This is a genomic window from Pseudomonas azotoformans, from assembly GCF_900103345.1.
GTDB lineage: Bacteria > Pseudomonadota > Gammaproteobacteria > Pseudomonadales > Pseudomonadaceae > Aquipseudomonas > Aquipseudomonas azotoformans.
In genome coordinates this window covers 6,492,643-6,519,303 of the sequence record NZ_LT629702.1, presented here as the reverse complement: position 1 = coordinate 6,519,303, position 26,661 = coordinate 6,492,643, and the positions used below count along the sequence as shown (strand labels likewise).

Genomic DNA, 26,661 nt, shown 5'->3' with positions numbered 1-26,661 from the left:
CAGCACCGCGGGGTTTGCACATTCACGAGAGGGCCGCAGGGTGGGCACACAAGGCCGACGTATCGACCTCACTGTTTATGTCCCTTCTGCGCTGACTTCTTATCATTATTGGCTTCAGCTACCTGGGCGACAGCCAACCGCCGGGACGTATACGGATGTACGTACCCAGGAGAGACTAGACCAGGACGGCGCGCAGAATATCACGGCAAACGGCGTTTATGCGCCGTTTGGCCAATTGACAGCTCTAAATCGCGGCTTTTAACCCGTCGATGTCAAGCGTGGCAGGCGCGACCAGGGGTCACAGGCCTGGAACTCTGACGCAAACGGCTGTTCTAGACACCTTTGCCGCCGCTTGCGTAGCATCAGCGGCTCTCCTTCGTGCGCTCCATCCAACCAGAGTTACCCATGACTATCCAGCAAACACCCGGGCATGTGCTGCCCGCGCGCAGCGCCGCCAAAATGGAAGCGGCCATGGCCGTGGGCGCCTTCGCGATCGGCACCGGCGAATTCGCCATCATGGGCTTGATGCCCGACATCGCCCACAATCTGAATTTGAGTGAACCGCAAGTCGGCCACGCCATCAGCGCCTACGCCCTGGGCGTAATGGTCGGCGCCCCACTGCTGGCCATCCTCGGCGCCAAGCTACTACGCAAACACATGCTGTTGCTGCTGATGGGCCTTTACGCCTTGGGCAACCTGGCCACCGCGTTCACCCCGACCTTCGGCTCGCTGGTGGCCTTCCGCTTTATCAGCGGCCTGCCCCACGGCGCCTACTTCGGTATCGCCGCCGTGGTCGCCTCGAGCATGGTCCCCAACGACAAACGCGCCGGCGCCGTGGCCCGCGTGATGATGGGCCTGACCCTGGCCATGCTGCTCGGCAACCCCATCGCCACCTTCCTCGGCCAACACCTGGGCTGGCGCTCGGCGTTTGCGCTGGTCAGCGTGATTGCCCTGTGCACCATCGCCTTGGTCTGGCAATTCGTGCCCCACCGCCATGACGAACAACGCAGCGACCCGCGCAAGGAACTGCGCGCCTTCACCAAGCCGCAGGTGTGGATGGCGTTGTCGATTGGCGCGATCGGGTTTGCCGGGATGTTCTGCGTGTTCAGCTATTTGGCGCCGACCATGCTGGAAGTGACCAAAGTGTCGCCGCAGTGGATTCCCTTTGGCCTCGCCGCGTTTGGGGCAGGCGGCATCATCGGCAACATCGCCGGCGGCAAGTTGTTCGACCGCCTGCAATTTCGCGCCGTGGGTTGGATCATGGTGTGGTCGATGGCCGTGCTGATCTTCTTCACCTTCGCCGCGAGTTCGCTATGGAGCGTACTGCTGGGTATTGGCCTGGTCGGCACCATGATCGCCATGGCGGCCCCCCTGCAAATCCGCTTGATGGACATCGCCCACGAAGCCCCGAGCCTGGCGGCGGCATCGAACCACGCGGCGTTCAACCTGGCGAATGCGCTGGGACCGTGGCTGGGCGGAATGGCGATTACAGCCGGGTATGGCTGGACCAGCACCGGCTATATCGGCGCGGCTACAGCGCTGATCGGCCTGGGCATCTACCTCATCGCCCGCCGCATGAAGGGCGGCCACTGACGCTCCCGGTTTTGCGCCGATCACAGCTCCAATGTGGGAGGGGGCTTGCCCCCGATGGCAATGGGTCAGTCACCCCCCCAATGACTGCCCCACCACCCCATCAATCATCATGCAACAACCCTGCCCCATACTCCCCATAACTACTCCCCAGCCCACTGCCGCCAAAATTCAACTTGGCGGCTTTGCTGGGGCTATGGTCCCCAAACGCCTGGCATCCGCCTGAAAAACACGGGTCACTGCTCACGCCGGCCGCCCCTGTCGAACACGCGCCCAACAGCAACGTGCCAGCAACCATCACGACTTTAACGAGGTTCGAGATCATGGTTTCAGTTCCCTGTGGAATGGAGGCGCGGAGGTCCTCTCTTGAAGAGGATCGTAGACCGCAAAAGCGCCGGGAATGATGAAACTTTGCTGGGTGACAGGATGGGTTCAGGTTGCCGCCTTGGGGTAAGGCGGCGGGGTTGGGTGTCAGGCGGCAGGTACGACCTGTTCCTGGACTCGGTTGACGAGTAAAGCGCTTAGGTCGATGAGTTGTTGGATGCCAAGGACGATGGCACGGTGCGGGTCCTCGAGATCGAAGGCCAGGGTGGCGGCCATTTGGTTGGCGGACGCGAGGTTTTCGGCGGCGTTGGCCAGGAGGGTTTCGGTGTCGATGTTGGGGCTGACGAGGAACAAGTTGCCGGCTGGGTTTTCGGCGGGAGCACTGTCTTGACCGACATAAGGACTGCGTGATTTGTTAGGCATGGGCGAAGCTCCAAATATTTCCGGGAGTTAAAACGCCTTAGCAATACGGACTTCCACCTCCGGTCGCTGGGTTTGCAGCGACTTGCGGAGGTTAGCGATGGGTGGTCTGAGGGGCAAGCCGAAAGAAGAGTAGGAAGTTTTTCCCGAATGCCCTCAGACCAAATCGATAAAACCACGATGCCCTGAATTGAGGTTAATCGCTTCTGGATACACCTCGCGACGACCTGCTGATTCAAGCCAACGATCCACAGTGTAAGATGCCCACAACCATCCACCATCGAGGTCGCCATGACTGGAATCTCCCTAAACCTGCCGGAAGACCTGTCCAACTCTCTTGCCGACTTGGCCAAAAGCAACGGCCAGACTGCGACCTACCTGGCGATGAACGTTCTTCGCGACTACATCGAGCATGAAAAAACCCTGACCGCCCAGATCGATTTGGCAGTCAAAGAAGCCGACCAAGGCAAATTCGCCACCGACGATCAAGTGGCGGCCATGCGCGCTAGGCGCTGGAGTCGGAATGCGGGTTGAGTGGCTTGAAAAAGCGCTCAAAAATCTGGAAGACGAAGCGAACTATATCGCTCTCGAAAATCCAACGGCTGCTGACGACTTCTCCGATGCCATTTTCGCCAGCATCGACAAACTGGCTCAATTTCCCTCTATGGGTCGTGAAGGCCGGGTCAAAAACACCCGTGAATGGGTAGTACCCAATTGGTCATATCTGATTCCGTATCGGATACGCGGTGATCGCCTGCAAATCCTCGGAGTATTCCATACACGGCAGCGTCCCCGTTCGAAATGGTAGCGCACGCAAATCTCGGCTCCCCGACACCCATCCCTGATAAACTGCCCCCCATTCACCCCGCTGACTCAGACCCCTCAATGCCCCTACAAACCGCCCCCTTCTCCCGCCGTTTTTCCGTCGCCCCGATGATGGACTGGACCGACCGCCACTGCCGCTTCTTCCTGCGCCTGCTCTCCAAGCACGCCCTGCTCTACACCGAGATGGTCACCACCGGCGCGATCCTCCACGGCGACCAGGACCGTTTCCTGCGCCACAATGAAGCCGAGCACCCGCTGGCCCTTCAGTTGGGCGGTAGTGTTCCGGCTGATTTGGCCGCTTGTGCGCGTATGGCCGAAGCCGCCGGCTACGACGAGGTGAACCTGAACGTCGGCTGCCCCAGCGACCGGGTGCAGAATAATATGATCGGCGCGATCCTCATGGCGCACCCTGCCCTGGTGGCGGATTGTGTGAAGGCCATGCGCGATGCAGTGTCGATCCCGGTGACGGTGAAGCATCGCATCGGGATCAATGGGCGGGACAGTTATGCCCAGTTGTGTGATTTCGTCGGGACGGTGAAGGACGCGGGCTGCACCAGTTTTACCGTGCATGCGCGGATTGCGATTCTGGAGGGGCTGTCGCCGAAGGAGAACCGTGACATTCCGCCGTTGCGTTATGACGTGGCGGCGCAGTTGAAGCAGGACTTTCCGGAGCTGGAGATTGTGCTCAACGGCGGAATCAAGACGCTGGAGCAGTGCCATGAGCATTTGCAGGTGTTTGATGGGGTGATGCTTGGTCGGGAGGCTTATCACAATCCGTATCTGCTGGCGGAGGTGGATCAGCAGTTGTTTGGCAGTGAGGCGCCGGTGATCAGTCGGGCTGAGGCGCTGGTGCAGTTGCGGCCGTATATTGCGGAGCATTTGGCCAGTGGTGGTGCGATGCATCACATTACTCGGCATGTGTTGGGGTTGGGGACCGGGTTTCCGGGGGCGCGTAGGTTCAGGCAGTTGTTGTCGGTGGATATTCATAAGGCTGCGGATCCGTTGGCTTTGTTGGATCAGGCTGGAGAGTTGTTGGAGGGGCGGTGAGGGGTTGGGTGTCAATTGGTTAATTTGGAGGCTGACAGGCCGCTTTCGCGAGCAAGCCCGCTCCCACAGTTTTGAGTGCAGGGTGTCAGGGAGTTACTCGGTGACCGGGCTGTTGTGGCGAGCAGGCTTGCCCTGCGTTGGGGCGCGCAGCGCCCCTGATAACTACGACAGCGCTCTCACTGAAAACCTCATCGCCTTACCGGGGCCGCTTCGCAGCCCAACGCAGGGCAAGCCTGCTCACTACAAGAAGCCAGCGCCTACAGGGGGCCGCGTTGGTTGGGGGAACTTGGGTTGAACCTGCCGGCGGTTTTGCCCTCCTATTTAGCACCAAGACAAGGCATTCAAACGATCGTTTTCAGGTAATTGCCCTCGCAAACGATCGAACGCATTTGCGCCCTTGAGCGCCTGCCGGTGCTCGGGTAATGTCATCAGACCCACAGGACAGAGCACGCCCATGACTTCCAAGCTGGAACAACTCAAGCAATTCACCACTGTTGTAGCCGATACCGGCGATTTTTCCACCCTCGCCAAGCTCAAGCCGCAGGATGCCACCACCAACCCTTCCCTGCTGCTCAAGGCGGCATCGATCCCGGCTTATGCCAAGCTGCTGGATGAAGCCGTACAGGACTGCAATGGCGATGTGGGCCTGGCCAGCGACCGTTTTGCGGTGGCGGTGGGTCAAGAGATTCTCAAAGTGGTGCCGGGGCGTATTTCCACTGAGGTGGACGCCCGCCTGTCGTTCGACGAAGCTGCCATCCTCAAGCGCGCGCACCGTCTGATCGACCTGTATGACAAAGCCGGCGTTGGCCGTGACCGTGTGCTGATCAAGATCGCCTCCACCTGGGAAGGCATCCGCGCGGCGGAGAAGCTGGAAAAAGAAGGCATCCAGACCAACCTGACGCTGCTGTTCTCCTTCGCTCAGGCTGTGGCGTGCGCAGAGGCTGGCGTGTTCCTGATCTCGCCTTTCGTGGGCCGTATCTACGATTGGTACAAGAAGGCCAACGGCAACGACTACACCGGTGCTGAAGATCCGGGCGTGCAGTCGGTGACCCGCATCTACAACTACTACAAGGCCAATGGCTACAAGACCGTGGTGATGGGCGCGAGCTTCCGTAACCTGAGCCAGATCGAAGAGCTGGCCGGCTGTGATCGTCTGACCATCAGCCCAGACCTGCTGGAGAAGCTGGCGGCGGATGAAGGCAAGCTGGAGCGCAAGCTGTCGCCGGGGCATGCCGGTGAAGCGCGCGTGCATCTGACTGAAGCGCAGTTCCGTTGGGAGTCCAACGAGGATGCGATGGCGACTGAGAAGCTGGCAGAGGGGATTCGTCAGTTTGCTCGGGACCAGGAGAAGCTGGAGGCGTTGCTGACTGCCAAGCTGTAAGGCAGGCAGTGACAAAAAGGGCGGTTCCCTCGCGGGTACCGCCCTTTTTTATGCTCAACAGATCTGCAGCCTATCTCGATTCAATGTGGGAGGGGGCTTGCTCCCGATAGCAGTGTGTCAGGCACAGATGTTGTGATTGACCCTCAGCAATCGGGGGCAAGCCCCCTCCCACAGTTGGAATGCGGTCAGTGGCGCTCGAGGGCGTTGACGAGGTCGTGGAAGGCTTCGCGGTTGGAATCGTTCAAGCCCATCAGGATCTTGTGCGCTTCCAGCACCTTGACCCGCACGACTTCCTCGGACTGGTCCTGGGACGGCAGGTCGGTCAGGCATTCCGGGCAAGGGATCGGGCGGTCAACGATGTTGAACACCTGGTCGAAGCCCATGGACTGCAACAGACGGGTAATGTCTTCGTGGGTAGTGACGACGGTCGGCAACAGGCCGACCTTCTGCCGAGACAGAATGGACAGCTTGGCCAACAGGCCCAAGGTGGTGCTATCGATGCTGCGGGTTTCGGTCAGATCGATCACGATCGCCGAGAAGTTCAGCGCTGTGAAGATCCGCTCAATCGTCGCATCCAGCGCCGAACACAAGGTCAGGCGCACTTCACCGACAAACTTCAGGACGAAGGTCCCGTCTTGCTCGGCGAATTGGATTCTTCCGGTACTCATCAAAGATTCCTGCTCAACACCAATAGGGCGATATCATCCGGCATCTCCCCTAGCGTGGCCAATCCAAAAACCTGCCGCAGGCCATCCAGGCTGCCGCCCGCCGACTTGACCTTTTGGGGCAAGGCGGCTTCTTTCTCTTTGAGTGTAGGCTCTGGAAGCAGGTCCAGGATGCCGTCGGACATCAGCGTCAGGCTGAAGGTCGGCGGCAGTTCCAGGATATGGTCTTCGTAGGTGGCTTCATTGAACAAGCCTACGGGCAGACCACGCCCTTCCAGGTAACGCACACTGTCAGGAGTGTATAAAACAGGCATCGGCAGGTGACCGCCAATACTGTAGGTCAAAAGACCGGTTTCTTCATCGATCACGCCGCCGACCATCGTCACATGCTTGCCCAGCTTGCAGCTGATCAGGCCCCGGTTGATGTGGCCCAGCACCTCGGAGGGGGTGAACTCCGGCAAGGTGCCATTGCGCTTGGATTCAAACAGTAACCGTGTGGTCATGAACTTCAACAACACGGTGACAAAAGCCGAGGAAGCACCGTGGCCGGACACATCGGCCAGGTAGAACGCCACGCGCCGCTCGTCGACGCGGAAATAGTCGACGAAATCACCCGACAGGTACAGCGATGGGATGATCTGGTGGGCGAACTGGAATTCGTCGATGGTCCACGGGCTGACCGGCAGCATGTTCATCTGTACCTGGCGACCGGCATTCTGGTCTTCCTGGAGCAGGTTGAGGCTGGCTTCAAGTTCGCGGTTGGCGGTTTCGAGCTTTTCGCGGTAGCGCTGGTTTTCCAGCAGCAGGCGAGCCCGGTCCAGCGCACGGCGCACCGAGTGCTCCAGCACGGCCAGGTCTTCCAGGGGCTTGATCAGGTAATCGGCAGCGCCCAGGCGCAACGCCTCGACGGCATCGTTCATCACGCCGGCGCCGGATACGACAATCACGGGCGTCTGCGGGGCGAGCTCGGTCACCTGGCGAATCAACTCCAGGCCGCCCATCTGGGGCATGCGCAGGTCGCAGATCACGAGGTCGGGCTGGTCGCGCTCGAACACCTGGAGACCCTGCTGGCCATTGCTGGCCTGCAGGACGCTGAAGCCACTGTCTTCCAAATAGGCCGCGAGGCTCGCGCGCACTACTTCGTCGTCATCGATTATCAGCAGCGTGGCACTGGTTTTTTGCATGTGGGCAAACGGCGCCAGAATTAGGTTGGCGTAGGTGGCGCGACAATGGCCGGGCTCACGTACTGGATTCGCTTTCTAGCCTCTCTGTCCTACAAAGCATTGGGATTTTTCCCGTGCACAAAGGTAAAGCAGAGGTGCCCTTCTAAGGCGCAGACGGTACTCCCATCCGTCAGGGGTTTCAAGCTCATGCCGATGGTCGCTGGACGTCTTTACACCGCAAATCACCGGGAGTTATAAGAACAGGCACGACCACAACACAAAGTAAGGATGGAACCCATGAGCGAACACGAGCGCGACTACGCCGAAAAACGCGATTTCATCCGCATGCGTGTGGATGCGGATGTATCCCTGATCCATGCAGGGCAGGAAATTGCCGGGGTTTGTGTAGACCTTTCCAGCTCCGGCATGCAAGTGCAGGCACCGCGCCAGTTCAACGTAGGAGACCGGTTGACGGTCCGCATCGATTCGGAGCACGCAGCGCTCAAGGGCCTGGAAGCGGACACCGAGGTGGTGTGGACCAAAACCAGCGGTGACGACCAGCACCTGGGCCTCAAGATCCTGAAAATGCGCTGAAAACCGCGCACAAAAAAGGCGACCACACGGGTCGCCTTTTTTCATTTCAAAACATCACGGCTTAAAAGTCGTCGACGACCTTGCCGTCCTTGACCTTGAACTCGCGGTTCTGCAGGTAAGCGTTGCGGATGAAGGTGTACTTGTCGCCGGTGATCAGCTTCTCGCTGTCGAGCAGGCTGGCACGGGTATCAACGATATTCAGGCCGAAGGTGCTGTTGCGCCAGCCGATATCGTTCATGTAGCGGTACGGCAGGGTGTAGCTGTCCACGTACTTGGAAGGCGCGTCACGCAAGGTGCTTGGACCCAGCAGCGGCAGCATCACGTAAGGACCGCTGCCGACACCCCAGTAGCCGAGGGTCTGGCCGAAGTCTTCGTCGCTGCGTTGCAGCCCCATTTTGGTGCCTACATCGATGAAGCCCAACACGCCGAAGGTGGTGTTCATCAACAGGCGAGCCGTGTCTACGCCGGCCTTTTGGGGCTTGAGCTGCAGCACGTTGTTGGCCAGGTTGCCGACATCGCCGATGTTGCGGAAGAAGTTGTGAACGCCATCCTGGACAAATTGCGGGGTCACGAACTGGTAACCCTGGGCCAATGGCTTGAGCGCGTAGGTGTCAACGGTGTCGTTGAAGGTGAAGATCGGGCGGTTGACGCTTTCCCATGGATCATCTTCCGATGCTGCCTGTGCGGCGAACGGCGCCAGCAGGACAGTGGCACACACTGACAGCTGAGCGAAATAGTGGCTCCAGCGCATAGCTTTTGCTCCTTGAATGGTCTGTCATGGGCGCTATGCCCTGAATGAGGAGGTGAGTATATGACGGAAGTGCCCATTTAGGCAGCTGTAAGGAAACGACACACACAAAATGGACAAAATTCCTACAATTACGCGCCCGTGTCATCCGATTGTCATCCCGCCTCGATAGCGTCACTGCTATTTCAGGGAAGTCGACATGCCGCACGCCGAGATCGCCATCGCCACTGCCCCCGCCTTGACCGCCGTGTTGTTTGGCCTGAGTGGCTGCCTGGTGGACTTTGGTTCCCGGGCGCGCACCGACTTGACCGCCCTGGAGTCGCAGACTACGCCCGGCGCGCTGAAAATCCTGCGCAGCCTCAAGGAACAAGGCGTGCCCTGCGCCTGGCTGGATGAACTCCCCCCCGCTGTCACCACACCGCTGGCCGCCACGCTACCTAACTGGGTCAAGGCGACATCGCCCTCCTCCATTCGCTGGCCCGCCCCGCACGCGTGCTGGCAGGCCCTGATGGAATTGAACATCGACCGTCTGGAAGGCTGTGTATTGGTCAGCGGCGAGCCGCGTCTGTTGCAATCGGGCCTGAATGCCGGCTTGTGGACCATCGGCCTGGCCTCTTGCGGCTCGCTGTGCGGGCTGGCTCCCGAGCAGTGGCAAGCACTGACCGAGCAGCAACGCGAGCACAAACGTGGCAAGGCCACCGTGGCGTTGTATGGGTTGGGCGTGCACTCGGTGATCGATCACCTCGGTGAACTGGGCACCTGCCTGGCAGATATCAGCTTACGGCGCCTCAAAGGCGAGAAGCCCTGATAGAGATCATGCACTGAGGGCGCCGGTGGATTAATCTACAGGTCAGCCCGTAGACCTTTCTCGGCGTGCCGTGGTCTATGCCAGTGCCTATCGATAAAAGGAAACACGTCATGCCTGATCGCAAAAAACTGGAAGAACAGGTCGAGATCCTGCGCGGGCAGTTGGAACAGGAACCGCCGCTGTCGGAAGAAAAGCGTACAGCGCTGGAAGCCTTGATTGCCAAGTTTGAATTGCAACTTGAGCTTGAGCCGGCCACTCAAACACCGAGTATTTCCGACGATGTGAATCAAGCGGCCATCGAGTTCGACGCCGAGCACCCGGTGATTTCCGGGACCTTGCGCAATATCATGAATACGCTGGGCAGCATGGGAATCTAATCTACCCGACATGTGGGAGGGGGCTTGCCCCCGATAGCAGAGGTTCAGACACAGACTCTGTGACTGACACTGCGCCATCGGGGGCAAGCCCCCTCCCACATTTATCTTGCATTAAGCCTATTGGCGGGCCAGGCGTACGTTCTGGAACGCCACATCCTCAGTACTGCGATACGGGTTGATATCCAACCCACCCCGTCGCACATAGCGCGCATACACCGTCAATTTTTCCGGCTTCAGCAGGCGCTGCAAGTCCAGGAAGATGCGCTCCACGCACTGCTCATGGAAGTCCGAGTGCTGGCGAAAGCTCACGATATATTCCAGCAGGCTGGCGTGTTCCAACGCGTGACCACGGTATTCCACCACCACGCTGCCCCAGTCAGGTTGACTGGTGACCGGGCAGTTGGATTTGAGCAGGTGGCTGTGCACGCTTTCTTCGACGATGCGCGAATCATCGCAACGCAGCAGTTCCGGGCGCGGGTGTTCGTAGTTGCTGACGCGGATATCCAGGTCATCGATGCACACACCGGGCAAGGCCATCACGCCTTCAGCCTCGATCTCGGCCAGGCTGCGGATGCGTACGCTCACCGGTTTACCGGCAGCGGCGCTGAGGTCAGTACGCAGGGTGGCTTCCAGGCTGGCCGTATCGGCAAACGCGGTCTGGTTCAGCGAGTTGAGGTACAGCTTGAACGACTTGGACTCGATGATGTTCGGCGATTCTGCCGGGATGCTGAATTCGCCGATGGCCACCACCGGCTTGCCCGACGGCAGCAGCCAGGACAGTTCGAAGCAGTTCCAGAAATCCACGCCCTTGTACGGCAGGGTCTCGGCGCTCAGGCCCAGCTCGGCCCACTTGGCGGCACGCGGGATCGGGAACAGCAACGACGGGGTGTAGGTGGAGATGTATTCACTGGACTTGCCCAGCGGCGAATGTTCGGCTGCGGGATGCATGGCGGAAACCTGGCTAAATAAACCGCGCCAGTCTACCAGCCTTTGCCCCCGCGCCTAAGCGCCAGCGGATCAATCGACGTTGAGCTTGCCGACCATGCCCGCCTGGTAATGCCCCGGCAGGTTGCAGGCAAACTCCAGGCCCGTGGCCTTGGTGAACGTCCAGGTCAGCTCCGCAGTTTTACCCGGCTCGACCAATACGCTATTGGGATCGTCGTGCTTCATCGCGCCATGGCCCATGGCGCTGTGGTCCATATTGCCCATACCAGTGGAGGTGAGCATGCCGCTGGCCTGCATCTGTAGCATTTCCTTCTGGTGCTCGGCATGCATCGCCGCGTCGCCCAGGTTGAATTCGTGGAGCAACTGCCCTTTGTTGACCAGTACAAAGCGCACCGTCTCACCGGCTTTTACATCCAGGGACTTGGGCGAAAAGGAAATATCCTGCAAGGTCACCTCCACGGTACGCGTGGCTTTGCTCGCCGGTGCAGCCTCGCCGAACGCGTAGGTATGAGCGCCCTCAGCCATCGCCTCAGCACTCAACGCCAACAGGCAACCCGCCAACAACAGGGGTGTACGCAACGCCATCTTTTCTCTCCAAAAATGTGTGACCGTCTGGGAAGCACTCTAAGAATGCGCCGCTGCCAGCCAGCTGACTGCTAGATTACAACTTTGTCAGGTTGCCCTCCTGCCCTGGCACCCAAGGTATAAAGCCGTCGTCCACCGTTGCCAAGAGCCGCCCATGAAACTGCTGATCGTCGAAGACCAACCCAAAACCGGCCACTACCTGCGCCAGGGCCTGGCCGAGGCGGGGTTTACCACCGAACTGGTGGCCGACGGCACCAGCGGCCAGCACCTGGCATTGACCGGTGACTACGACCTGTTGATCCTCGATGTGATGCTGCCGGGCCGGGATGGCTGGCAGATCCTTCAAGCCGTGCGCAGCGCCGGCCTGGACATTCCCGTACTGTTCCTCACCGCCCGCGATGCCGTGGAAGACCGTGTGCAAGGCCTGGAACTGGGCGCCGACGACTACCTGGTCAAGCCTTTTGCCTTTTCCGAACTGCTGGCACGCGTGCGCAGCCTGTTGCGCCGGGGCGGCAGCACACCGCAGGAAACCGCGCTGCAACTGGCCGACCTGCGCCTGGACCTGATCCGCCGCCGCGTCGAGCGGGACGGCCAGCGCATCGACCTGACCGCCAAGGAGTTCTCCCTGCTGGAGCTGTTGCTGCGCCGCCAGGGCGAAGTGCTGCCCAAATCGCTGATCGCCTCCCAGGTATGGGACATGAACTTCGACAGCGACACCAACATCATCGAAGTCGCCATCCGCCGCCTGCGCCTGAAAGTCGACGATAACTTCCCCAACAAACTGATCCACACCGTGCGCGGCATGGGCTACGTGCTGGAGGAGCGGGTCAATTGATCAAGCGCCTGTCCCTGGCCAGCCGCCTGGCGTTGCTGTTTGCCGCCTGCACCGCGGTGGTGTCGCTGATCGCCGGTGTGCTGTTCAACCGCGCCAGCGAAGCGCACTTCATCGAGCTGGACCAGCAACAGCTCGACAGCCAGCTGGTGGCGCTGCGCAGTACCTTGCAGGGGGTCGACTCACGGGAAGCCCTAGCCCAGCGTAAGGCGCAACTACGCGCCGAGCTCAGTCGCCAGCCCGACCTGACCCTGCGTATCACCGCCGCCGGCCAACGCTGGCTGGACGATGCCCCCAGCGTCGACTTGCCTGAAGCGCCCGGCCTGCACAGCCTGCAAAATGCCGACACCGACTACCGGGTCTACAACGCACCGCTGCAGACCGGCCAACCCGGCTCGCCGCAACTGACGCTGATGCTCGATATCACCCACCACCAGCATTTCCTGCAGCGCATGCAGCATCTGATCTGGCTCACCGTCGGCCTGTCCGCCCTGGCCACCGCCCTGCTCGGCGCCTGGGCCGCCCGCAGCGGGTTGCGACCACTGCGGCGCATGGGCGAAGTGGCCGCCAGCGTGTCGGCCCACTCCCTGACCCAGCGCCTGCCCCAGCAAAATATGCCGACGGAGCTGGCCGAGCTGGCCCAGGCCTTCAACGCCATGCTCGGCCGACTGGACGACGCATTTCAGCGCCTCTCGGCGTTCTCCGCCGACATCGCCCACGAACTGCGCACGCCGCTATCGAACCTGCTGACCCAGACCCAGGTCATCCTCACCCAGCCACGCCCGCTGGAAGATTACCGCGAGGCGCTGCACAGCAACCTGGAAGAGCTGCAATGGATGGCGCAACTGGTCAATGACATGTTGTACCTGGCCAAGGCCGATCATGGCTTGCTGATGCCCAAGCGCGAGCCTTTGGCGCTGGCCGATGAAGTGGATGCGTTGCTGGAGTTTTTCACGCTGCTGGCGGAGGACAGGCAAATCAGCCTGGTTCGCGAGGGCACGGCCCGTACGACGGGCGACCGAGGGATGTTACGGCGGGCGCTGTCGAATCTGCTGGATAACGCGCTGCGGTTCACCCCGCAAGGTGGCCAGGTGCGTGTGCGTATGGAAGATGGGGTGAGGCTTTCAGTCGAAAACACCGGGGACGGTATTCCAACCGAGTTGCTGCCAAGATTGTTTGACCGATTCTACCGGGCCGATCCGGCACGGCATGAAGGCAGCAGCGAGCATGCGGGGCTGGGGTTGGCGATTACCCAGTCGATTGTGCGGGCGCATGGGGGGAGGATTTATTGTGAATCCGGGGCGGGGTGGACGCGGTTTGCGATCGAGTTGCCTGCTGGAGATTGATGCAAGCTGTACCGGCCCTATCGGGGGCAAGCCCCCTCCCACATTTGAATGTATTCACAGATCAAAGTGTGGGAGGGGGCTTGCCCCCGATGGCGGTCCTGAATATTACGAATATCTCAGCGCATGCGCCGGCTCAATCTTCGCCGCCCGATACGCCGGGTACAGCGTGGCCAAAAAGCTCAACACAAACCCCGCCGTGCAAATCAGCACCACATCCCCACCCTGCAGTTGCGAAGGCAGATTGCTGACGAAATACACGTCCGAACTGAAGATATGCTGGCCGGTGACCCGCTCCATCCAGCCCACCAATTCACTCACATTCAACGCCGCAATCACGCCCAACACGCCGCCGATCAAGGTGCCGACGATGCCGATCACCGTGCCCTGCACCATAAAGATCGCCATGATCTGCCGTGGCGTGGCGCCAATGGTGCGCAAAATCGCAATGTCCGCACCCTTGTCGTTCACCACCATGATCAAGGTGGCGATGATATTGAACGCCGCCACGGCGACGATCATCAGCAACAGCAGACCGATCATGGTCTTTTCCATCTTCATCGCGCTGAACAGGCTGCCCTGGGTGTGGGTCCAGTCATCGGGTTTGTAGCCTTTGCCCAGGCTGGCGGCGATATCCGCCGAAACCTTGGGCGCCGCGTACAGGTCTTTCACCGCCAGGCGCACGCTTTGCACCTGGTTCGGCTGCCAATGCTGGATCTCTGCGGCGTCGGCCATGTGGATCATGGCCATGGAGCCGTCCAGTTCGGCGCCGACCTTGAAGATCCCCACCACGTTCAAGCGCTGCATGCGTGGGGTGATGCCACCCGGTGCAGTGCTGATTTCCGGCACGATCAGGGTCAGCTTGTCGCCCACATTCAGGCGAAAACGCCGGGCGGTGATTTCGCCGACCACTACACCGAATTCGCCGGGTTTGAGGTCATCCAGTTTGCCCTGCACGATATGCTGGGCCACGATCGACACCTTGCCTTCCTGCGCCGGGTCGATGCCGCTGATCTCGATCGGCTGCATCGCGCCTTTGTAGGAGAACATGCCGTCCATCTGTGTGAACGGTACCGCTGCGGTGACTTCCGGATTCTTCATCGCAGCGGCAGCCACGGGCTGCCAATTATCGATCGGGTTCACGCCCACGATAGTCGCATGGGGCACCATGCCGAGGATGCGCGAGCTCATTTCGCGCTGGAAGCCGTTCATCACCGACAACACCACGATCATCGCCAGCACACCCAGGGCAAGGCCGATCATCGAGGTCATCGAGATAAACGAAACAAAACGGTTGCGGCGCTTGGCGCGGGTATAGCGCGTGCCGATGAAAATCGATAACGGTCTGAACATTCGCTTGCACCGCCTGAAAAAATGAAAAAGCCCGGCGCATGAAGCACCGGGCTTGAAACGGGTCAGATGGCGACCAGATGACCTTCCTGCAGGTGCAGCACGCGGTCCATCTGGCGGGCCATGCTCATGTCATGGGTCACCACCAGGAACGCGGTGCGCATCTGGGTGCTCAGTTCCAGCATCAAGTCCTTGATGCCCTGGGCGGTGTGGGAGTCGAGGTTGCCGGTCGGCTCATCGAGCATCACCAGGCCCGGGTTGTTCACCAGGGCACGGGCAATCGCCACACGCTGGCGCTCGCCGCCGGACAGTTCGGCCGGTTTGTGCTCCAGGCGATGGCCGAGGCCGACGCGCTCCAGCAGGGCCTTGGCACGCTGGCGAGCTTCCGGGATCGCGGTCTTGCCGATCAGCAGCGGCATGCACACGTTTTCCAGGGCGGTGAACTCCGGCAACAGGTGATGGAACTGGTACACAAAACCGAGCGAACGGTTGCGCAACTGACCACGGGCCTTCTCACCGAGGGCCGACAGTTCTTCACCGGCCAGCCACACGCTGCCCTGGGACGGCGTATCCAGGCCGCCCAGCAGGTTCAGCAAGGTACTTTTACCGGAACCGGAACTGCCGACGATCGCCACGCGCTCGCCCGGGTGCAGCTCAAGTTGCAGGTTGGACAGCACCACCACCGACTCCGGACCTTCCTCATAGGATTTGCCCAGGTTGCGGCAGCTCAGGATTGCTTTTTCACTCATGCCCGATTCACTCATAACGTAAGGCCTGTGCTGGCTGGGTACGTGCCGCGCGCCAGGCTGGATACAGGGTGGCAAGAAAACTCAGGACCAACGCAGCACCGCCCACCATCAACACGTCCTGGGCCTGCACCTGGGACGGCAAGTAGTCGATGAAGTAGACGTCGGCGTTGAGAAACTTGTGGCCGATCAGGGTTTCGAGGCCGGCGATGGCGTTACTCACGTTCAGCGCCGCCAGGATGCCGACCGCCGTGCCGATCAAGGTGCCAACCACGCCGATCACGGTGCCCTGCACCATGAAGATCGCCATGATCTGCCCCGGCGTGGCGCCGAGGGTGCGCAGGATGGCGATATCGCCCTTCTTGTCGTTCACCACCATCACCAGCGTGGAGATGATGTTGAAGGCGGCCACGGCGACGATCAGCAGCAACAGCAGGCCGATCATGGCTTTTTCCATGCGGATGGCCTGGTACAGGTTGCCGTGGGTACGGGTCCAGTCGCGGGCGTAGTACTGGCTGTCGCCCAAATGCTGGGCGATTTCCCACGAGGTGCGCGGTGCGTCGAACAGGTCGTTGAACTTCAGGCGCAAGCCCTGCACCTGGTCCGGCTGCCAGCGGTGCAGGCGGGCCAGGTCGGTGAGGTTGGTCAGGCCGAGGTAGCCGTCGATCTCGCCAGCGCCGACGTGGAAGGTGCCGACTACGGTAAAGCGCTTCATGCGCGGGAACATGCCGGCCGGGGTCACGGTGACTTCCGGCGCGACGAAGGTCAGCTTGTCGCCCAGGCCCACGCCGAGCTTGGCCGCCGCCTTGTCGCCGATCACGATGCCGAACTCGCCGGGCGCCAGGTCATCGAGTTTGCCCGACAACATGAACTTGTCGATGATCGATACGTTGCGTTCCTGGGCCGGGTCGATGGCATTGAGCAGGATCTTCTGCACCTTGCCGTCATTGGTCAGCAACCCCTGCATCTGGGTAAACGGCGCGACGGCCAGCACCTTGGGGTTCTGCTTGACCTTGGCCGCCAGGCTTTGCCAGTCGCTGATGGGCGCATCGCCCTCGATGGTCGCGTGGGGCACCATGCCCAGCACGCGGGTGCGCATCTCATGATCGAAGCCATTCATCACCGACAGCACCACGATCATCACGACCACGCCCAAGGCGAGCCCGATCATCGAAGTCAGGGAAATGAACGACACAAAATGATTGCGGCGCTTTGCACGGGTATAACGCGTGCCGATAAATACGAAGAGAGGTCTGAACATGTCGGGGCTTGTTCGGAGGAAAAGAAGACGTCCCGGTGGCGGGGTCTGGTAAGCAGCTTTACACTCAGACCATTAACGCTACTTGGGGTTCGCCATGTCGACATTAGATGAAGAAGAACGCCGCGAATACTACCGTATCGACGACATGATCGCACTCCAAATCAAAAGCCTGTCTGCCCCCGAGGCGGCGAGCAAGGAAGTGTTGCTGGATGATTCGCCGCTGTTCAATCTGCTCAGCGAACTGCACCTCAGCGAATTCGAGGCCCAGCACCTGTTGCGCCAGATAAATGAGAAAGATCGTAGCCTGGCCGCCTTCCTCAAAGTACAGAACAAACGCCTGGACCTGCTCAGCCAGATCATGGCGCGCGGCCTGCTGGATGAAGTCGGCGCACCGCAGCCGGTGATCCTTTCCGAGGGCGGTATCGACTTCCAGCATCCCACGCCCCTGTCGCCCGGTGCGCACCTGGCGGTCAAGCTGGTGCTGATGCCACAGGCGCTTGGCCTGCTGCTGCGCGCCCGCGTCACCCATTGCGATCCCAAGGGCACAGGTTTTGACGTCGGCACGGAATTCGAAGCCATGACCGACGCCCAACGCCAACTGCTGGCACGCTATATCCTGCAGAAACAGGCCCAGGAACGACGCCTGGCGCGGGAACAGAGCGACGCCCAAGACACCTGAATTCGTATCACCCCGCCAGCAGACCTGGCGCATAGGAGCAACTGTGACCCTGATTTACGGCCACCGCGGTGCCAAAGGCGAAGCACCGGAAAACACCCTGACCAGCTTCCAGGAATGCCTCAAGCACGGCGTACGTCGTTGCGAACTGGACTTGCACCTGTCCATGGACGGCGAGCTGATGGTCATCCACGACCCGACCCTCAAGCGCACCGCCGACCGGCGCGGCAAGGTCGTCGAGTATTCGGCAGCCGACCTGGTGAAGATGGACGCGCGCAAAGGCGGCCCGGGCTGGGTCAAGCCGTGCCCGATTCCGCGCCTGGAAGAACTGTTCGAGAAGTGCGACTTCGATCACTGGCAACTGGAAGTCAAAAGCGCCTCGCGCACCCGCGCTGCCACTACCGTGCTGGCGATTCGCGAAATGGCCGTGCGCTTTGGCCTGATGGACAAAGTCACCGTCACCTCAAGTTCGCGGGAAGTGCTGAAAGCAGCGGTTGAACTCACCCCGGACCTGTCACGCGGCCTGGTCGCCGAATATGCCTGGCTCGACCCGTTGAAGGTCGCGCAGAACTATGGCTGTGAGATCCTGGCGTTGAACTGGACGCTGTGCACCCCTGAGCGACTGGAAAAAGCCCAGCGCCAGGGCTTGCACGTGTCCGTGTGGACGGTCAACGAACCCGCGCTGATGCGCAGGCTCGCCGACTTCGGCGTAGATAGCCTGATTACAGACTTTCCCGGTTTGGCCACTGCCACCCTCGGGAATTACTGAAATCGGTCTCCCCGGCCGGCTCAGGCCACCGGCCGGAGCCGCTCAAAAAAGCCGGTTGAGGCCGTCGTAGGCCGCTACCCGATAGGCTTCTGCCATGGTCGGGTAGTTGAACGTGGTGTTGACGAAGTACTTGAGGGTATTGAGCTCGCCCGGCTGGTTCATGATCGCCTGGCCGATGTGCACGATCTCCGACGCCTGGTAGCCGAAGCAATGCACGCCGAGTACCTCAAGAGTTTCGCGGTGGAACAGGATCTTCAGCATGCCTTGCGGCTCACCGGCGATCTGCGCACGCGCCATGCTCTTGAAGAACGCCTTGCCCACTTCGTAAGGCACCTTGGCCTTGGTCAGTTCGTGTTCGTTCTTGCCGATCGAGCTGATCTCGGGAATGGTGTAGATCCCGGTCGGCACGTCATTCACGTAGCGCCAGCTGCCATTGTCGACGATGCTGCCAGCGGCCGAACGGCCCTGGTCGTGGGCGGCACTGGCCAGGCTCGGCCAGCCGATCACGTCACCGGCACCGTAGATGTTCGCCACGCAGGTGCGGTAGTTCTCGTCCACTTCGATCTGGCCACGGCTGTTGACCTTGACCCCGATGTTTTCCATGCCCAGCTTGTCGGTGTTGCCGGTACGGCCGTTGCACCACAGCAAGGCGTCGGCCTTGATCTTCTTGCCGGACTTGAGGTGCAGGATCACCCCGTTGTCCAGGCCTTCGACGCGTTCGTACTCTTCGTTGTGGCGCACCGTGATGTTGTTGTTGCTGAAGTGATAGCTCAACGCCTGGGAGATTTCCGAGTCGAGGAAGCTCAGCAACTGATCGCGGTTGTCCACCAGCTCGACCAGTACACCCAGGCCGCTGAAGATCGAGGCGTACTCACAGCCGATCACGCCGGCGCCGTAGATGATCAGTTTGCGCGGGGTGTGGCCCAGGCTCAGGATGGTGTCGCTATCGTAGATACGCGGATGGTGGAAATCGATGTCCGCCGGGCGATACGGGCGCGAGCCGGTGGCGATGATGATGTGTTTGGCCACCAGCTTCTCGACCACGCCGTTGGGGCAGACCACTTCGATGGTTTGCTCGTCGGCAAAGCTGCCGGTACCGAAGAACAGGTCGACGCGGTTACGGGCGTAGTAGCCGGTGCGCGACGCGACTTGCTTGGAGATGACCTTTTCGGCGCTTTTCAGCACGTCCGGGAACGAGAACCAGCGCGGCTCACCAATGGCCCGGAACATCGGGTTGGTGTTGAATTGCATGATCTGGCGCACGGAGTGACGCAACGCCTTGGACGGGATGGTACCCAGGTGGGTGCAGTTACCGCCGACCTGGCGACGGCTATCGACCATCGCCACCTTGCGCCCAGCTTTGGCAGCGTTCATCGCCGCACCTTCTCCAGCCGGGCCGGAACCCAGCACCACCACGTCGTAGTTGTAGACAGCCATGCGTACTCCTCAGAACAGGCCAGGCGTACGGTTGGACGCCGGGCTAAATCATGCCGCGGCCAGCGGTCATGAAGGACAATTTGGCTCAAGTGTGTGAACCGGGGCACAGTCTATATAAGGCTCAACGCCGCGAACATTAACCCTTGGTCGCGTCGTAGGCCAGTATTGCCTCTACTACACGCTCAGGAAATTGCAATTACACTGTCGGCACGCACCTTTGCAGGACGAGCCATTATGCGGCATGTCGCTTTCTGTTTATTACTGATGTTTTCGTTCACGGTGCAAGCCAATGAAGCCGCCCGACTCAAACAGGCAGGTTTCCCCCCGCAGTCTCATGAATTGGCGCTGAAAAACCAGGCAGTACTGACCTATCTCTGGGCCGATGTATACGCCGCGGCGCTGTATGCCCCAGCCGGCACTCCCGCAGAGTCAGCCTGGAAACAGCAAAAGACGCTGCGCTTGGAGCTGTATTACTTTCGCGATATTGATCGCAATGATGTGATCAAGGCCGCCAATACCACGCTGGAGCGCCAGCACGTCAGCGACCGCTTGAAACCCGAAGTGGACAAACTGCATGCCGTCTTTCGCAACATCCATAGCGGTGATCGCTACGCACTGGATTTTCGACCCGGACGCGGCTTGAACCTGGAGATCAATGGGGAAGTGCTGTTCAGCAGCAACGACGATGAGCTGGCGAGGGCTTACCTGGGGATCTGGTTAGCGCCCAAGGGCTTGTCGGAGAGGTTGCTGGAATAAAGACATGTATTGAACTGACGCCATCGGGGGCAAGCCCCCTCCCACACTGGACCGCATTAACCCTGCAGGAATGCGGTTTAAATGTGGGAGGGGGCTTGCCCCCGATGAGGCCCTTCCAGCCAGCACAAAATCCCCAGACACAAAAAAGCCCCGAACCAGTCGGGGCTTTTTTATTCAACGCGGGTGCTTAGCGCGGAAACGCAGGCGGGTTGACCCCAGCCATGTCTTCCATCACGCGAACCACCTGGCAGCTGTAGCCGAACTCGTTGTCGTACCACACGTACAGCACAACGCGGTTGTCCTGGGTGATGGTCGCTTCCGCGTCCACCACACCAGCGTGACGCGAGCCCACGAAGTCGGTGGAGACCACTTCCTGGGAATTGACGAAGTCGATCTGCTTGTGCAGGTCCGAGTGCAGCGCCATGTAGCGCAGGTACTCGTTCATCTCTTCACGGGTGGCGGCTTTCTCAAGGTTCAGGTTGAGAATGGCCATCGACACGTTTGGCGTAGGCACGCGGATCGCGTTACCGGTCAGCTTGCCGGCCAGCTCAGGCAATGCCTTGGCAGCAGCGGTGGCCGCACCGGTCTCGGTGATCACCATGTTCAACGCGGCGCTACGGCCACGGCGATCGCCCTTGTGGAAGTTGTCGATCAGGTTCTGGTCGTTGGTGTACGAGTGAACGGTTTCGACGTGGCCATTGACGATGCCGAACTTGTCATTCACCGCCTTCAGCACGGGCACGATGGCGTTGGTGGTGCAGGACGCGGCGGACACGATCTTGTCGTCAGCGGTGATTTCACCGTGATTAATGCCGTGAACGATGTTCTTCAGCTTGCCTTTGCCCGGAGCGGTCAGGACAACGCGATCAACACCAGGGCAGGCCAGGTGCTGGCCCAGGCCCTCGGCGTCACGCCATACACCGGTGTTGTCCACCAGCAGGGCGTCCTTGATGCCGTACTGGGTGTAATCCACCTCGGACGGGTTCTTCGCGTAGATCACCTGGATCAGGTTACCGTTGGCGGTGATGGTGTTGTTTTCTTCGTCGATGACGATGGTGCCGTTGAACGGACCGTGTACCGAATCGCGGCGCAGCAGGCTGGCACGCTTGGTCAGGTCGTTCTCGGCACCTTTGCGCACCACGATGGCCCGCAGGCGCAGGCCGTCGCCGCCACCGGTTTTTTCGATCAGGATGCGCGCCAGCAGGCGGCCGATACGACCGAAGCCGTACAGCACCACGTCGGTGCCTTTGCGGGCAGCGGCGTTTTGCTGGCCAACCACATCGGCCATTTCTTCACGCACGAACTGCTCGGCGGTACGACCGGCACCTTCCTTGCGGAATTTGTAGGCCAGCTTGCCCAGGTCTACCGAGGCCGCGCCGAGCTTGAACTCGCTCATGGCTTTAAGCAGTGGGAATGTTTCGTGGACGGAGAGTTCGCTGTCGTCGGCAGAGCGATGGCGTGCAAAGCGGTGGGCTTTGAGAATCGCGATGACGGACTGGTTGATCAGGCTGCGGCCATAGATCGAGCTCACCACATTGTTATTGCGGTACAGCTGACCGATAAGCGGGATCATCGCTTCTGCGAGTGCTTCACGGTCGATCCATTCACCAAGACACTGGTCGGGCTTCTGAGTCACGGGAACCTTCCACATGTAGGGGCTGAAAAAAGGGGCTACATTATGCCGCCCGACCGCCCTCGGAGCAATGCGCGTCCCACAACAAAAACCCCTTGCCAAAAAATACCGCCGCGCTACAGCCCAGTAAATACGCGGGTTCCAGAAGGCCGCCAATTGGGAGAGCCGGCCGACTTGTCCGTAACCCTCCTAAACAATCGCGTCTTTCGGCACTACATATTGAGTCAAAACCCGCCATTGTTTGTCTTAGCCACTACATTTCCTACAAACCGTAATAGGCTCAGTCAGCAACTGACAGGCGGCACCTTGGGCCGTTACAATTACCGACTTTGTCGCAACGCTTGGAGCTCAACCTTCCGTGCCCGTTCTGCGTCTACCGCTACTCCCTGCCGAGGCAGGTAAACAGCATTGGGGCAACCTGCCCGGTGCCGCCCTGAGCCTGGCCATCGCCGAGGCTGCCAGCGCAGCCAAGCGCTTTACCCTGCTGCTCACCGCCGACAGCCAAAGCGCCGAACGGTTGGAACAGGAGCTGAGCTTCTTCGCCCCCGATTTGCCGGTGCTGCATTTCCCCGACTGGGAAACCCTGCCCTACGACCTGTTCTCGCCGCACCAAGACATCATCTCCCAGCGCATCGCCAGTCTGTACCGCCTGCCGGAACTGGCCCACGGCGTGTTGGTGGTGCCGATAACAACGGCACTGCATCGCCTGGCGCCGACCAAGTTCCTGCTGGGCAGCAGCCTGGTGCTGGATGTCGGCCAGAAGCTCGATGTAGAACAGATGCGCACGCGCCTGGAAGCCAGCGGCTACCGTTGCGTCGACACGGTGTACGAGCACGGTGAGTTCGCGGTGCGCGGTGCGTTGATCGACCTGTTTCCGATGGGCAGCAAACTGCCCTATCGCATCGACCTGTTCGATGACGAAATCGAGACCCTGCGTACCTTCGACCCCGAGAACCAGCGCTCCATCGACAAAGTGGACTCGATCAAGCTGCTGCCGGCACGGGAATTCCCGCTGCAAAAAGACGCGGTCACCCGCTTCAAGGCGCGCTTTCGTGAACGCTTCGACGTGGACTTCCGCCGCTGCCCGATCTTCCAGGACCTGAGCAGCGGGATTACCCCGGCCGGTATCGAGTACTACCTGCCGCTGTTCTTCGATGAAACCTCCACCCTGTTTGATTACCTGCCCCAGGACACCCAAGTGTTCTCGCTGCCAGGTATCGAACAAGCGGCGGAAAACTTCTGGAACGACGTGCGCAACCGTTATGAAGAACGCCGCGTCGACCCATCCCGTCCTTTATTGCCGCCCGCCGAGCTGTTCCTGCCGGTGGAAGACTGCTTCGCACGCCTGAAAAACTGGCCGCGCGTGGTCGCCAGCCAGCAGGATGTCGACACCGGTGTCGGTCGCGAACGCTTCCCCGCGGGCACGTTGCCCGACCTGGCGATCCAGGCCAAAGCCACGCAACCGCTGGAAGCGCTGTCCAACTTCCTCGCCGACTTCCCAGGCCGCGTGCTGTTTACCGCCGAGTCTGCCGGCCGCCGCGAAGTACTGCTGGAACTGCTCGAACGCCTGAAGCTGCGACCGAAAACCGTCGACAGCTGGCCGGATTTCGTCAAGAGCAAAGAGCGCCTGGCAATCACCATCGCGCCGCTCGATGAAGGCCTGTTGCTGGATGATCCGGCCCTGGCGCTGATCGCCGAGAGCCCGCTGTTCGGCCAACGCGTAATGCAGCGTCGCCGCCGTGAAAAACGCGCCGACGCCAACAACGATGCCGTAATCAAAAACCTCACCGAACTGCGCGAAGGCGCGCCGGTGGTGCATATCGACCACGGCGTCGGCCGTTACCTGGGCCTGCAGACCCTGGAGATCGACAACCAGGCCGCCGAATTCCTCACCATGGAATACGCCGAAGGCGCCAAGCTCTATGTGCCGGTAGCCAGCCTGCACCTGATCGCCCGCTACACCGGCAGCGACGACGCTCTGGCGCCGTTGCATCGCCTGGGCTCCGAAACCTGGCAGAAAGCCAAGCGCAAGGCCGCCGAACAGGTGCGCGACGTCGCCGCCGAGCTGCTCGACATCTATGCGCGCCGCGCTGCGCGTGAGGGTTACGCGTTCGCCGACCCGAAAGCCGACTACGCCACCTTCAGCGCCGGCTTCGCTTTCGAAGAAACCCCCGACCAGCAAACCACCATCGAAGCGGTGCGCGCCGACATGCTCGCACCCAAGCCGATGGACCGCCTGGTCTGCGGCGATGTGGGCTTCGGCAAGACCGAAGTGGCGATGCGCGCCGCCTTCATCGCAGTGCATGGCGGCAAACAAGTGGCGATCCTGGTGCCCACCACCCTGCTCGCCCAACAGCACTACAACAGCTTCCGCGACCGTTTTGCCGATTGGCCGGTGACCGTCGAAGTGATGAGCCGCTTCAAATCGGCCAAGGAAGTGAACGCCGCCGTCGCCGACTTGGCCGAAGGCAAGATCGACATCGTGATCGGCACGCACAAGCTGCTGTCGGATGACGTGAAGATCAAGAACCTGGGCCTGGTGATCATCGACGAAGAACACCGCTTTGGTGTGCGCCAGAAAGAACAGCTCAAGGCCCTGCGCAGCGAAGTCGACATCCTCACTCTCACCGCCACGCCGATTCCGCGCACGCTGAACATGGCCGTGTCGGGTATGCGCGACCTGTCGATCATCGCCACGCCGCCGGCGCGTCGTTTGTCGGTGCGCACCTTCGTGATGGAGCAGAACAAAAGCACGGTCAAGGAAGCGCTGCTGCGCGAACTGCTGCGCGGCGGCCAGGTGTATTACCTGCACAACGACGTGAAGACCATCGAAAAATGCGCCGCCGACCTGGCCGAGCTGGTGCCGGAGGCACGTATCGCCATCGGCCACGGGCAGATGCGCGAGCGCGAACTCGAACAGGTGATGAGCGACTTCTACCACAAGCGCTTCAACGTGCTGATCGCCTCGACCATCATCGAGACTGGCATCGACGTGCCGAGCGCCAACACCATCATCATCGAGCGCGCCGACAAGTTCGGCCTGGCGCAGCTTCACCAATTACGCGGCCGCGTCGGGCGCAGTCACCACCAGGCCTATGCCTATCTGCTGACACCACCGCGCCAGCAAATCACCGGCGATGCGGAAAAACGCCTGGAGGCCATTGCCAATACACAGGACCTGGGCGCCGGTTTTGTTCTGGCCACCAACGACCTGGAAATCCGTGGCGCCGGCGAACTGCTGGGCGATGGTCAGAGCGGGCAGATCCAGGCGGTGGGCTTCACCCTGTATATGGAGATGCTCGAGCGAGCGGTAAAAGCCATCCGCAAGGGCGAGCAACCGAACCTAGATCAACCATTGGGCGGCGGTCCGGAGATCAACCTGCGCTTGCCGGCGTTGATTCCCGAGGACTACCTGCCGGATGTGCATGCACGGCTGATCCTGTACAAGCGCATCGCCTCGGCCACCGACGAAGAAGGCCTCAAGGACCTGCAGGTGGAGATGATCGACCGCTTCGGCCTGTTGCCGGAGCCGACCAAGAACCTGGTACGCCTGACCCTGCTCAAATTGCAGGCCGAGCAACTGGGGATCAAGAAGGTCGACGCCGGGCCGCAGGGTGGGCGCATTGAATTCGAGGCGCAGACCCCCGTGGACCCGTTGGTGCTGATCAAGCTGATCCAGGGCCAGCCCAACCGCTACAAGTTCGAAGGGGCTACGCTGTTCAAGTTCATGGTGCCGATGGAACGTGCCGAAGAACGCTTTAATACCTTGGAGGCGTTGTTCGAGCGCCTCATCCCGAAACCTGCTTGAAGGACGCCCGAATGCGCCTGTTCCGCATGTTGAGCCTGTTGTTGGTGGTCGTGGCACCTGCGGCGTTCGCCGACAGCCCGTACCAGGTGGAAATGATCCTGGTGCGCCAGAACGCTGAACCGGCGATCAACAGCCGCGCCGCCCCGGAAAACTGGGATGCTGGCGCTGCGCGCCTGGGCGACCGGCTGAGCCCGCCGCGCCTGTCCAACATTGTCGATAAGCTGCGCGCCGACTCCACCTATACGGTGCTGCTGCATAAGGCCTGGGAACAGAACCTGGGCGAGCAGCCTGTCAAAGTCGCCATCACCGACGGCCAGGAGCAGTTCGGCCAGTTTCCGATCGAGGGCGTGCTGAGCCTGCAACTGGGGCGTTTTACCGATATCGATGCGAACTTCTGGATCAACCAGTTCGACGCCAACGGCAGCGTGATCGCCAGCGAACACCTGAGCCAGACCGACGTGCGCACCAAGAACAACCAGCTCAACTACCTGGACGGCGGCCACCTGGCGTTGCTGATCAAGATCACCTCGCTGACCGCCAAGCCCCCCAGCGCACCACCGCCCGACCTCCAGGACTGA

At 60.7% G+C, this 26,661-nt stretch carries 27 protein-coding genes; 15 read left to right on the top strand and 12 right to left on the bottom strand.

Annotation, left to right across the window (positions count from 1 at the left end):
- The first annotated feature begins 405 nt into the window (after positions 1-405).
- Positions 406-1,593, top strand: a complete 1,188-nt coding sequence (locus BLR69_RS29620) for an MFS transporter (RefSeq protein WP_071496703.1) — start codon at positions 406-408, stop codon at positions 1,591-1,593.
- A 100-nt stretch (positions 1,594-1,693) separates the two neighbouring features.
- On the opposite strand, the gene BLR69_RS31285 is transcribed toward BLR69_RS29620, so the two are convergent.
- Together BLR69_RS31285 and BLR69_RS29610 are read right to left on the bottom strand one after the other, a co-directional pair.
- The gene (locus BLR69_RS31285) at positions 1,694-1,915 is read right to left on the bottom strand and encodes a hypothetical protein (protein WP_071496704.1); all 222 of its coding nucleotides are present in this window, start codon (positions 1,913-1,915) and stop codon (positions 1,694-1,696) included.
- 146 nt (positions 1,916-2,061) lie between these two features.
- The gene (locus BLR69_RS29610; RefSeq protein ID WP_134434966.1) at positions 2,062-2,337 is read right to left on the bottom strand and encodes a DUF6124 family protein; all 276 of its coding nucleotides are present in this window, start codon (positions 2,335-2,337) and stop codon (positions 2,062-2,064) included.
- 288 nt (positions 2,338-2,625) lie between these two features.
- On the opposite strand from BLR69_RS29610, the gene BLR69_RS29605 reads away from it, so the two are divergent.
- From BLR69_RS29605 to tal, 4 genes are all read left to right on the top strand, one after another.
- Positions 2,626-2,868 carry a CopG family ribbon-helix-helix protein gene (locus BLR69_RS29605; protein ID WP_071496706.1) on the top strand — a complete coding sequence of 81 codons (243 nt, stop codon included), beginning with the start codon at positions 2,626-2,628 and terminating at the stop codon, positions 2,866-2,868.
- On the top strand, positions 2,858-3,142 hold the full coding sequence (locus tag BLR69_RS29600; RefSeq protein WP_071496707.1) for a type II toxin-antitoxin system RelE/ParE family toxin: 285 nt from the start codon (positions 2,858-2,860) through the stop codon (positions 3,140-3,142). Before BLR69_RS29605 ends, BLR69_RS29600 begins: the two co-directional genes overlap by 11 nt.
- Before the next feature lie 77 nt (positions 3,143-3,219).
- Positions 3,220-4,206 carry a tRNA dihydrouridine(20/20a) synthase DusA gene (dusA, locus tag BLR69_RS29595; RefSeq protein WP_071496708.1) on the top strand — a complete coding sequence of 329 codons (987 nt, stop codon included), beginning with the start codon at positions 3,220-3,222 and terminating at the stop codon, positions 4,204-4,206.
- Between the two features lie 454 nt (positions 4,207-4,660).
- Positions 4,661-5,587 carry a transaldolase gene (gene tal, locus BLR69_RS29590; RefSeq protein ID WP_071496709.1) on the top strand — a complete coding sequence of 309 codons (927 nt, stop codon included), beginning with the start codon at positions 4,661-4,663 and terminating at the stop codon, positions 5,585-5,587.
- 185 nt (positions 5,588-5,772) lie between these two features.
- Here the strand turns inward: tal and rssC are convergent, their stop codons facing one another.
- A complete protein-coding gene (rssC, locus tag BLR69_RS29585; RefSeq protein WP_003218919.1) occupies positions 5,773-6,255 on the bottom strand; it encodes an anti-sigma factor antagonist RssC in 483 nt (160 codons plus the stop codon).
- Positions 6,255-7,436: a two-component system response regulator RssB gene (rssB, locus tag BLR69_RS29580; protein ID WP_058424541.1), complete on the bottom strand. Its 1,182-nt coding sequence runs from the start codon at positions 7,434-7,436 to the stop codon at positions 6,255-6,257. Before rssB ends, rssC begins: the two co-directional genes overlap by 1 nt.
- Before the next feature lie 276 nt (positions 7,437-7,712).
- Here rssB and BLR69_RS29570 point away from each other — a divergent pair, with 276 nt between their 5' ends.
- Complete coding sequence (locus tag BLR69_RS29570) at positions 7,713-8,009, top strand: PilZ domain-containing protein (protein ID WP_028619436.1); 297 nt, start codon at positions 7,713-7,715, stop codon at positions 8,007-8,009.
- Between the two features lie 61 nt (positions 8,010-8,070).
- Here the strand turns inward: BLR69_RS29570 and BLR69_RS29565 are convergent, their stop codons facing one another.
- A complete protein-coding gene (locus tag BLR69_RS29565) occupies positions 8,071-8,760 on the bottom strand; it encodes an MlaA family lipoprotein (RefSeq protein ID WP_071496710.1) in 690 nt (229 codons plus the stop codon).
- A 196-nt stretch (positions 8,761-8,956) separates the two neighbouring features.
- Between BLR69_RS29565 and BLR69_RS29560 the strand changes: the two genes are divergently transcribed.
- Positions 8,957-9,565, top strand: a complete 609-nt coding sequence (locus BLR69_RS29560) for a phosphatase (RefSeq protein WP_071496711.1) — start codon at positions 8,957-8,959, stop codon at positions 9,563-9,565.
- 110 nt (positions 9,566-9,675) lie between these two features.
- The gene (locus BLR69_RS29555; RefSeq protein WP_058424546.1) at positions 9,676-9,942 is read left to right on the top strand and encodes a DUF4404 family protein; all 267 of its coding nucleotides are present in this window, start codon (positions 9,676-9,678) and stop codon (positions 9,940-9,942) included.
- Between the two features lie 117 nt (positions 9,943-10,059).
- Here the strand turns inward: BLR69_RS29555 and queF are convergent, their stop codons facing one another.
- Positions 10,060-10,890, bottom strand: coding sequence for an NADPH-dependent 7-cyano-7-deazaguanine reductase QueF (queF, locus tag BLR69_RS29550; protein ID WP_071496712.1), 831 nt, complete (start codon positions 10,888-10,890; stop codon positions 10,060-10,062).
- Between the two features lie 69 nt (positions 10,891-10,959).
- A complete protein-coding gene (gene copI / locus BLR69_RS29545) occupies positions 10,960-11,472 on the bottom strand; it encodes a copper-resistant cuproprotein CopI (protein WP_071496713.1) in 513 nt (170 codons plus the stop codon).
- 154 nt (positions 11,473-11,626) lie between these two features.
- Between copI and BLR69_RS29540 the strand changes: the two genes are divergently transcribed.
- Together BLR69_RS29540 and BLR69_RS29535 are read left to right on the top strand one after the other, a co-directional pair.
- Positions 11,627-12,307, top strand: coding sequence for a heavy metal response regulator transcription factor (locus BLR69_RS29540; protein ID WP_071496714.1), 681 nt, complete (start codon positions 11,627-11,629; stop codon positions 12,305-12,307).
- Entirely contained in the window at positions 12,304-13,650 is a 1,347-nt protein-coding gene (locus BLR69_RS29535; RefSeq protein ID WP_071496715.1) for a heavy metal sensor histidine kinase, read from the top strand. Before BLR69_RS29540 ends, BLR69_RS29535 begins: the two co-directional genes overlap by 4 nt.
- A gap of 105 nt (positions 13,651-13,755) precedes the next feature.
- On the opposite strand, the gene BLR69_RS29530 is transcribed toward BLR69_RS29535, so the two are convergent.
- The 3 genes from BLR69_RS29530 to BLR69_RS29520 form a co-directional block, all read right to left on the bottom strand.
- On the bottom strand, positions 13,756-15,000 hold the full coding sequence (locus BLR69_RS29530; protein WP_071496716.1) for a lipoprotein-releasing ABC transporter permease subunit: 1,245 nt from the start codon (positions 14,998-15,000) through the stop codon (positions 13,756-13,758).
- Between the two features lie 62 nt (positions 15,001-15,062).
- Complete coding sequence (gene lolD / locus BLR69_RS29525) at positions 15,063-15,746, bottom strand: lipoprotein-releasing ABC transporter ATP-binding protein LolD (RefSeq protein ID WP_017477213.1); 684 nt, start codon at positions 15,744-15,746, stop codon at positions 15,063-15,065.
- 7 nt (positions 15,747-15,753) lie between these two features.
- Positions 15,754-17,004 carry a lipoprotein-releasing ABC transporter permease subunit gene (locus tag BLR69_RS29520; protein ID WP_071496717.1) on the bottom strand — a complete coding sequence of 417 codons (1,251 nt, stop codon included), beginning with the start codon at positions 17,002-17,004 and terminating at the stop codon, positions 15,754-15,756.
- 94 nt (positions 17,005-17,098) lie between these two features.
- On the opposite strand from BLR69_RS29520, the gene BLR69_RS29515 reads away from it, so the two are divergent.
- Positions 17,099-17,683, top strand: a complete 585-nt coding sequence (locus tag BLR69_RS29515; protein ID WP_058424553.1) for a PilZ domain-containing protein — start codon at positions 17,099-17,101, stop codon at positions 17,681-17,683.
- A 43-nt stretch (positions 17,684-17,726) separates the two neighbouring features.
- On the top strand, positions 17,727-18,449 hold the full coding sequence (locus tag BLR69_RS29510) for a glycerophosphodiester phosphodiesterase (protein ID WP_016975274.1): 723 nt from the start codon (positions 17,727-17,729) through the stop codon (positions 18,447-18,449).
- 42 nt (positions 18,450-18,491) lie between these two features.
- Here BLR69_RS29510 and sthA read toward each other — a convergent pair whose 3' ends face one another.
- Entirely contained in the window at positions 18,492-19,886 is a 1,395-nt protein-coding gene (gene sthA, locus BLR69_RS29505; RefSeq protein ID WP_016975273.1) for a Si-specific NAD(P)(+) transhydrogenase, read from the bottom strand.
- A 234-nt stretch (positions 19,887-20,120) separates the two neighbouring features.
- Between sthA and BLR69_RS29500 the strand changes: the two genes are divergently transcribed.
- Positions 20,121-20,642 (top strand): chalcone isomerase family protein, encoded by a 522-nt coding sequence (locus tag BLR69_RS29500; RefSeq protein WP_071496718.1) that lies wholly within the window; start codon positions 20,121-20,123, stop codon positions 20,640-20,642.
- A gap of 187 nt (positions 20,643-20,829) precedes the next feature.
- On the opposite strand, the gene BLR69_RS29495 is transcribed toward BLR69_RS29500, so the two are convergent.
- Positions 20,830-22,293, bottom strand: a complete 1,464-nt coding sequence (locus BLR69_RS29495) for a glyceraldehyde-3-phosphate dehydrogenase (RefSeq protein ID WP_071496719.1) — start codon at positions 22,291-22,293, stop codon at positions 20,830-20,832.
- A 340-nt stretch (positions 22,294-22,633) separates the two neighbouring features.
- Here BLR69_RS29495 and mfd point away from each other — a divergent pair, with 340 nt between their 5' ends.
- On the top strand, positions 22,634-26,083 hold the full coding sequence (gene mfd, locus BLR69_RS29490) for a transcription-repair coupling factor (protein WP_071496720.1): 3,450 nt from the start codon (positions 22,634-22,636) through the stop codon (positions 26,081-26,083).
- Between the two features lie 11 nt (positions 26,084-26,094).
- The gene (locus BLR69_RS29485) at positions 26,095-26,661 is read left to right on the top strand and encodes a CsiV family protein (RefSeq protein ID WP_071496721.1); all 567 of its coding nucleotides are present in this window, start codon (positions 26,095-26,097) and stop codon (positions 26,659-26,661) included.